The organism is Spirosoma sp. (assembly GCF_048594605.1).
In the GTDB taxonomy this organism is placed as follows: Bacteria; Bacteroidota; Bacteroidia; order Cytophagales; family Spirosomataceae; genus Spirosoma.
Genome location: NZ_JBMDWV010000038.1, coordinates 21,325 through 28,425 on the forward strand (window position 1 = coordinate 21,325; position 7,101 = coordinate 28,425).

Genomic DNA, 7,101 nt, shown 5'->3' on the forward strand with positions numbered 1-7,101 from the left:
AGACCCTATTTATGGACACATTCGATTCCCGATTAGATCTTAATTCCCTTACTACGACGGTCGACGCGATTCGGGCCGAAGTCGGTAAAGTGATTGTTGGCCAGCACCAGACGGTCGATTTGTTGCTAACAGCTTTACTCGCCGATGGGCACGTACTGATTGAGGGCGTTCCTGGCGTAGCAAAGACACTGACGGCCAAGCTGCTGGCTAAAACCATGTCAGTCGATTTTAGCCGAATTCAGTTTACACCCGACCTGATGCCTTCCGACGTATTGGGCACATCGGTTTTTATGCCAAAAACCGGCGATTTTACGTTTCGGCGAGGTCCTATCTTTTCCAATCTGGTGCTGATTGACGAGATAAATCGTGCACCCGCCAAAACACAGGCCGCTCTGTTTGAAGTAATGGAAGAACGGCAGGTTACGAATGATGGCGTTACGTATCACCTCAACGAACCCTTTATGGTACTGGCCACACAGAACCCGATTGAACAGGAAGGTACGTATCGTTTGCCCGAAGCACAGCTCGACCGTTTTCTGTTTAAAATTATAGTCGGTTATCCCAACGCAGCCGAGGAAGTTGACATTCTACGGGGCCATCACCAGCGCCGAAATCTTGCAGATGCACTTGAAGCAGTCAGCGCCGTACTTTCTGCGGAGCAGTTAGCGACGTTACGTAGTCAGGTGCATCAGGTGCATGTTGAGGATAAGTTGTTCGACTACATTGCGCAGATTGTACAGACTACTCGCGCTAACAAATCACTGTATCTGGGAGCGTCGCCCCGTGCTTCGGTGGCTCTTCTTAATAGTGCCAAAGCACTCGCTACGCTCCGGGGGCGCGATTTTATCACGCCCGAAGATGTGCAGGAGCTGGCAACGCCCGTACTACGTCACCGGGTACTGCTCACCCCCGAACGAGAAATGGAAGGCGGCACCGCCGATGATGTTATAACGCAATTGGTCAAGAAAATAGAAGTGCCAAGGTAAAGGGGCGGGGCAATGAATAATGGAAAATACGTAGTACCTGATGAGCGAAACGGCTGGCATTGCAAGCCTGGTATACTGCTTGTTTATTGTACATTATTCATTATTCATTTTTCATCAAGCAAAGCACAAACGCCTACGCGGGGGCAGTTGGCCGGTATCTGGATTGGGTTACATACCGAACTGGACCTGGATGCTTTCTGTCCGTTGCCCGTTTATCTTCAGCTCAACGCCGATAGTACGTATCACCTGGGTATGGTTGACGGTACAGCGACCAAACGCACATCTACCTGGGCAATTCAGGGAGACAGCGTGCGTCTGGACACGGTCCAGTTTGCGCCGAAGCTCGTTACCATTCAGAACGATCTACTACGTATCGGTACAAATCTGCCGCTCGTTTTTCGGCGCTTCACCGACGTAGCACTTGATTCCGTGAAAACCGTCCAGCAGCTAACGGGCCGTGTCTGGCAATCGGACAGTCTTCTGATTTACTTGTTTGCCGATGGAAAAGTGGCTTTGGAAAACCCCGTTACAAAACAGCGAACGGCCCATTTCTGGCGGGTTACTCGGTTTGATCATTCGCTGTTTCTGATCATTCAGGGCAATCAATACAATCGGGAAGGCGATTACAAATCTTTCTGGCAGATTACCAACGTAGCGCCGAAACAATTACAGACTACAGGCTGGAATGGCCGTACGGTAGTCAGCGAATCATTTCGACTCATCCGAAATCTGACAACGGCTGACCATTGTCGCCCAAATACATTTCAGTCGTGCGACAACTGCTTTTTCCTAATGGGTTCCCCCCGTACGTTTATTGATCAGGAAGACGTACCCTCGATACGTCAGATTTTTCAGTCGCATTATCAGGCATCAAACCGTCCAGGGCAATCGGGGCTGCTTCGGGTAAAATTTGCCGTCAACTGCCAGAACGAACGAGGCTTATTTGACGTAGCCGGATTTGGCGAGGATTATTGTCCTAAACGTTTCGATAGCCAGATTACTAATCAGTTCATAACCATTTGCCGGGAGCATATTCCCGCGAATCTGTCGAAGGGTCATATTTCTGACCGACCTACTGTTATCCAGCCACAGGATTCTGTTATTTCTTTTACCTTTCGGCTGAAAGATGGCCACCTAATTGACATGCTCCCATGAAACGACTTCACTACGTATGGCTGCTTCTGCCCTACTCCGCATTTGCTCAGCCGGATGCAAACCGGTTTCTGGAGTCTGTTTCTGGTTTGATGGAGTACAATCGGTCGGCACAAACGTCACTTCTGACCATGACCAAACGCACACAGGCTCGACTCGATACGCTTCCACTGAACGCAACTAATCATCAGAAGCGCGCTTTTGCATACACCTGGGCTCGGGATTATGAACTGGCAGCGATGTGGCTGGAAGAAGCAAGTGTACGGTACCCGAAAGAACATGGCGTCGTTGGCGAAATTTATCTTAACCAACTACGCGACTACCCGCGGGCGCTCCAGCATTTTAACGCTTATGATGCTCTGACGCCCAATTTCGACGATATCGTTAGTCACAATTCCGTAAGTTATTTTCGCGGCTTAACGTACCGTGCTCTTGGCGATCATACTAAAGCGATTGAGCAATTTTCGAAAGCGATTGATTCACTGGCGATTAAGCATGGCCCCGAATGGGTAAACTACCGTCAATACGTGAGTCGTGCCACCAGCTACCTGGCTCTACAGCAGCCCGAAAAAGCGCTTATTGATTTAGACAAGGCTCAGGAAAATTTCAACCAGAGTGCGCTGATACAGTATTATCGGGGCAAAGCCTTCATCCAGCTAGGCCGAATTTCCGAAGCCCAGACGGCACTCCTGGACGCTTCGTTTTTTTACAAAGCGCTACGTGCCGAACGATCGGGCAGCCCAGAGGAAGACCGGTTCAACCCAATCACAGAAGCAGAGATTGACGAATTACTGACTCCGCTAAAACGTAAACCTTAATTGACTTTCAGCGTGACAATTTTCCGCGCCCTTTTCGTTTCTACCCGGCTCTGGTTCACGCTCATAGCCATTACGTTGCTATTTATCGCGTCGTATGCATTTCCTATTCTGTTCCCGCTAATCCAGATCGTTTTTGCGGTTTTTGTTCTCCTGATTGGCATTGATAGCTGGCTCCTTTTCAGAACGAAAAATGCCTTTTTCGCCCGACGGGAGTTGCCTGAACGTTTATCAAATGGAGATGAAAACCCGTTAACAATCTATCTGGAAAATCGATACACTTTCCGGACAACTGTAGAGGTTATTGACGAGATTCCCTTTCAGTTTCAGCGACGGGATGTATTGTTTCGTGCCCAGCTGAAGCCCCGCGAAACACAGGCAATACGTTATGAGCTACGCCCTACGCGACGGGGTGAATACAGCTTCGGCGCGGTGAACGTATTTGTAATGTCTCCACTGGGTTTATTAAAACGCAGGCACCAGTTCGAAAAAGGTAAGGTTGTAGCCGTCTACCCGTCGTTTCTTCAGATGCGTCAGTATGAATTACTGGCCGTAACGAATCGGCTGAATGAACTAGGTATCAAGCGCATACGACGTATTGGTCATAGCATGGAGTTTGAACAGGTACGCCCCTATACGACTGGGGATGATATACGTACTATCAACTGGAAAGCGACTTCCCGACGTGCGGCTCAGGAATCGTCTCTAATGATTAATGCTTACCAGGACGAGCGTTCCCAACCCGTTTATTGCCTGATCGACAAGGGCCGGGTCATGCAGTCACCTTTTGAAGGCTTAACACTGCTTGACTACGCTATTAATGCGAGTCTGGTGCTCAGTAACATTGCCTTAATGAAGCAGGATCGAGCTGGTATTTTAACCTTTTCGGATCGTATTGGTCATTTGCTTCCTGCCGATCGCCGGTCTGGACACATGCTCAAGATTCTGGAACTACTTTACCGGCAACGCACTCGTTTTCTGGAGACAGACTACGAAAGCTTATACGCCAGCGTTCGAGCGCATATTCGCCAGCGGAGTTTGCTGCTGCTATTCACCAACTTTGAAACGGTAAGCGGTATGCATCGGCAATTGCCTTATTTGCGTCGGTTAGCCAAAGATCATTTGCTGTTAGTGATTTTCTTTGAGAATACCGAACTACGCGATTTACTTAATCAGCCAGCTGCCAATACAGAAGAAATTTATCTGAAAACCATCGGCGAGAAATTCTCTTTTGAGAAAAAGCAGATTGTTAAAGAATTGGCGCAGTATGGCATTCAAACTATTCTAACCGCTCCGCAAAATCTCACGGCCAACACTGTCAATAAATATCTGGAATTGAAAGCGCGGGGAATGATTTGAAATTAAACAGCTTGTGTAGAGGCACAAGCTGTTTAATTTTCGCCCAAATTACCTTTTACGGATTCGTAATCTGACTTTAACCGCCCCATTTCCTTTGCCAGAAACGTTTGCAGCTGCCGATTAAACTCTTCTTTCTGATCATCAGGTAATGACGCATACATATCTTTCAGTTCCTGATTGATGGCTGCCCGTTCGGCGTCACTGGCTGCATTGATGGAGCGGTAATGGTATTTGCGAAAATCGTATTGCATTGGTTTTATGCTTCGGGCAGGTTGTCAAAAATTTCACTCAGTTGGATCTGAAAACCATCGATATTCACCAACTGCTCGGGTTGTGTATAAGCCGTTTCGGTCCAGACGTTTGCTTGTTCGGTACGTCGGCAAACAATAACTTCTTTATCAACAGGATCAATGAAGACGATTTCCTGAACGCTACTCATCTGCTCATATTTCCGGCGTTTGGCACCTAAATCATACGTAAACGTTGCCTCAGAAAGAACTTCTACGATCAAATACGGATTAGCAATTATCGATTGGGATTTATCCTGAAAAACAGGTTTACCTTTGATAACCAGTACGTCGCCGTTGTAATGCCCTTTCTGATCGTCCTTACGAATAACGGCGTTACTACCCGCTACGTAAAAAGGTTTGCCTAGATAATACCCGGTAAGTAAATAACCTAAACGAATAACTAAAAGCTCGTGAATTAATTTTGCCAATCCCATTATAACAATCTGTCCATTACCATACTCAACGCGGTAGTTTGTTTCAGCTAAAAACTCCTCAAACTCCTCCCACGATGCTGGAACAGAAACAGACTTTCCGGCTTCCAATACCTCTATCTGAGCATCAGTCAGTTGTATTTTCTCCAATACCTGCATAGGCTACATGCTTTTAAGTAAAGATACACAAACCTGTATAAAGCAAAAAGCCCTCTCTACTGAAAGGGCTTTTTGCTTTATGACTATCGATTACGACTTCATCAACTCCTGTTCGTCTTTCAGACGCGCCTGCTGCACCCTCCCTGAAACGACAATACTTATTTCATATAACAGAGCCAGGGGTAAGGCTACCAGAATCTGGCTATAAATATCGGGCGAAGGTGTAATAATCCCAGCAACAACCAGAATAACGATCCAGGCGTGTTTCCGGTACTCCCGCATAAATACTGGCGTCAATATGCCAACTTTTGAGAGCACGAAGGCAACAATAGGCATCTGAAAAATAAGCCCGCAACCAAGAGCCAACGTAACAATAACTGAGATATACGACGTAATATCGATGTTATTCTCAATCTTACTTGACAGTGTGTAGTTAACTAAAAAGTTAATGGCTAAGGGCGATACAATAAAGTAACCGAACAGTACGCCCATCGCAAACAGTAGTGATACGTAAAAAACAGCACCACGGGCAGCCCGTTTCTCAGCGTTACGTAGTCCAGGTTTTATGAATCGCCATAATTCCCAGAAAGCATACGGGAAGGTAAAACTTAATCCAACAAAGAACGACGACGTAAGGGACATAGTGAACTGATCCGATAAACCCAACGCCTGTAATTTGAACGTCAGTTTTTTGACGCACAAGTCGGCATAGCCCGTATAGTCAGCTAGTTTACACATCTGACGATACGTCCAGAAATCGGTTTTTGCCGGCCCTAACAATACGTACTCAAAAATATCATCAATGAAGATGAACGCTGTGACCGTAAAAATCAGTATGGCTGCAGCGGCCCGGATGATGTGCCAGCGTAGCTCTTCCAGATGGTCCAAAAAGGTCATCTCCTTACCCTCGGACTCAATCTCTTCGTCAGTCAGTTGATCTAATGGCATGTTCTAATTGCGAATGATTGAATGACTGAATGATTGAGTGGTTGAATGATTGACTAACTCACGTATTAGTTTTAATTTATTTAATCATTCAACCACTGAATCACTCGATCATTAACTTTTGTAGAGCGGAAATGCTTTCATCCACTCATTAATTTCTTCTTTAACGGTCGCTAGGGTAGCTTCGTCGTCGTGGTTCATCAACACTTTGTCGATATATACGACAATTTGCTCCATATCCGATTCTTTCAGGCCGCGTGTTGTCATAGCCGCCGTTCCGACCCGAATACCAGAGGTGACCATCGGTGATTTATCATCAAACGGCACCATGTTTTTATTGATGGTGATGTCAGCCTTAATAAGCGTATTCTCTGCTAATTTACCTGTCAAGCCTTTGGAGCGAAGATCGATCAGCATCAGGTGGTTGTCCGTCCCTCCCGAAATAATTTCGTAGCCTCGGCTCAGGAAAGCACTTGCCATTGCCTGTGCGTTCGCTTTTACTTGAACGGCATAATCGTAGAAGTCTTCGCTTAGCGCTTCGCCGAAACCAATAGCTTTAGCAGCAATAATGTGCTCCAGCGGACCACCCTGCGTACCCGGAAATACGCCCGAATCCAGTAATGACGACATCAGTCGGGTTTCGCCTTTTGGCGTTTTGATACCGAACGGGTTTTCGAAGTCATTCCGCATCATAATCAGACCACCGCGCGGACCACGCAACGTTTTGTGCGTTGTGGTGGTTACGATATGGCAATGCTCCATCGGATCATTCAGCTTTCCTTTGGCAATCAGGCCCGCCGGGTGCGAAATATCGGCTAATACTAAGGCGCCAACTTTGTCTGCAACTTTACGGATGAAAGCATAATCCCAATCGCGCGAGTAAGCCGAAGCACCGCAAATGATCATTTTAGGTTTTTCCTTTAAAGCTACTTTTTCAAGCAACTCATAATCAACTATACCGGTA

8 protein-coding genes are annotated in these 7,101 nt (G+C 46.7%); 4 read left to right on the plus strand and 4 right to left on the minus strand.

Annotated features, from left to right (window positions below):
* The first annotated feature begins 11 nt into the window (after positions 1-11).
* From ACOJS8_RS02005 to ACOJS8_RS02020, 4 genes are read left to right on the plus strand one after another with little or no spacing between them, the layout of a single operon-like run.
* On the plus strand, positions 12-986 hold the full coding sequence (locus ACOJS8_RS02005) for an AAA family ATPase (protein WP_420146855.1): 975 nt from the start codon (positions 12-14) through the stop codon (positions 984-986).
* 12 nt (positions 987-998) lie between these two features.
* Positions 999-2,141 (plus strand): hypothetical protein, encoded by a 1,143-nt coding sequence (locus ACOJS8_RS02010; RefSeq protein WP_420146856.1) that lies wholly within the window; start codon positions 999-1,001, stop codon positions 2,139-2,141.
* Positions 2,138-2,956, plus strand: a complete 819-nt coding sequence (locus tag ACOJS8_RS02015) for a tetratricopeptide repeat protein (RefSeq protein ID WP_420146857.1) — start codon at positions 2,138-2,140, stop codon at positions 2,954-2,956. Before ACOJS8_RS02010 ends, ACOJS8_RS02015 begins: the two co-directional genes overlap by 4 nt.
* A 12-nt stretch (positions 2,957-2,968) precedes the next feature.
* Positions 2,969-4,312, plus strand: coding sequence for a DUF58 domain-containing protein (locus ACOJS8_RS02020; protein WP_420146858.1), 1,344 nt, complete (start codon positions 2,969-2,971; stop codon positions 4,310-4,312).
* A gap of 32 nt (positions 4,313-4,344) precedes the next feature.
* Here the strand turns inward: ACOJS8_RS02020 and ACOJS8_RS02025 are convergent, their stop codons facing one another.
* From ACOJS8_RS02025 to glyA, 4 genes are all read right to left on the minus strand, one after another.
* Positions 4,345-4,563: a hypothetical protein gene (locus ACOJS8_RS02025; RefSeq protein WP_420146859.1), complete on the minus strand. Its 219-nt coding sequence runs from the start codon at positions 4,561-4,563 to the stop codon at positions 4,345-4,347.
* A gap of 5 nt (positions 4,564-4,568) precedes the next feature.
* Positions 4,569-5,192: a Uma2 family endonuclease gene (locus ACOJS8_RS02030; protein ID WP_420146860.1), complete on the minus strand. Its 624-nt coding sequence runs from the start codon at positions 5,190-5,192 to the stop codon at positions 4,569-4,571.
* Between the two features lie 90 nt (positions 5,193-5,282).
* Positions 5,283-6,140 (minus strand): twin-arginine translocase subunit TatC, encoded by an 858-nt coding sequence (gene tatC / locus ACOJS8_RS02035; RefSeq protein WP_420146861.1) that lies wholly within the window; start codon positions 6,138-6,140, stop codon positions 5,283-5,285.
* A 111-nt stretch (positions 6,141-6,251) separates the two neighbouring features.
* Positions 6,252-7,101 (minus strand): serine hydroxymethyltransferase (gene glyA, locus ACOJS8_RS02040; RefSeq protein WP_420146862.1); only part of this gene is annotated, 850 nt, incomplete at its 5' end.

Coding starts and splice junctions, on each gene's coding strand:
- tatC (WP_420146861.1), bottom strand. CDS start 6,140: ATGCCATTAGATCAACTGACTGACGAAGAGATTGAGTCCGAGGGTAAG.
- ACOJS8_RS02010 (WP_420146856.1), top strand. CDS start 999: ATGAATAATGGAAAATACGTAGTACCTGATGAGCGAAACGGCTGGCAT.
- ACOJS8_RS02030 (WP_420146860.1), bottom strand. CDS start 5,192: ATGCAGGTATTGGAGAAAATACAACTGACTGATGCTCAGATAGAGGTA.
- ACOJS8_RS02015 (WP_420146857.1), top strand. CDS start 2,138: ATGAAACGACTTCACTACGTATGGCTGCTTCTGCCCTACTCCGCATTT.
- ACOJS8_RS02025 (WP_420146859.1), bottom strand. CDS start 4,563: ATGCAATACGATTTTCGCAAATACCATTACCGCTCCATCAATGCAGCC.
- ACOJS8_RS02005 (WP_420146855.1), top strand. CDS start 12: ATGGACACATTCGATTCCCGATTAGATCTTAATTCCCTTACTACGACG.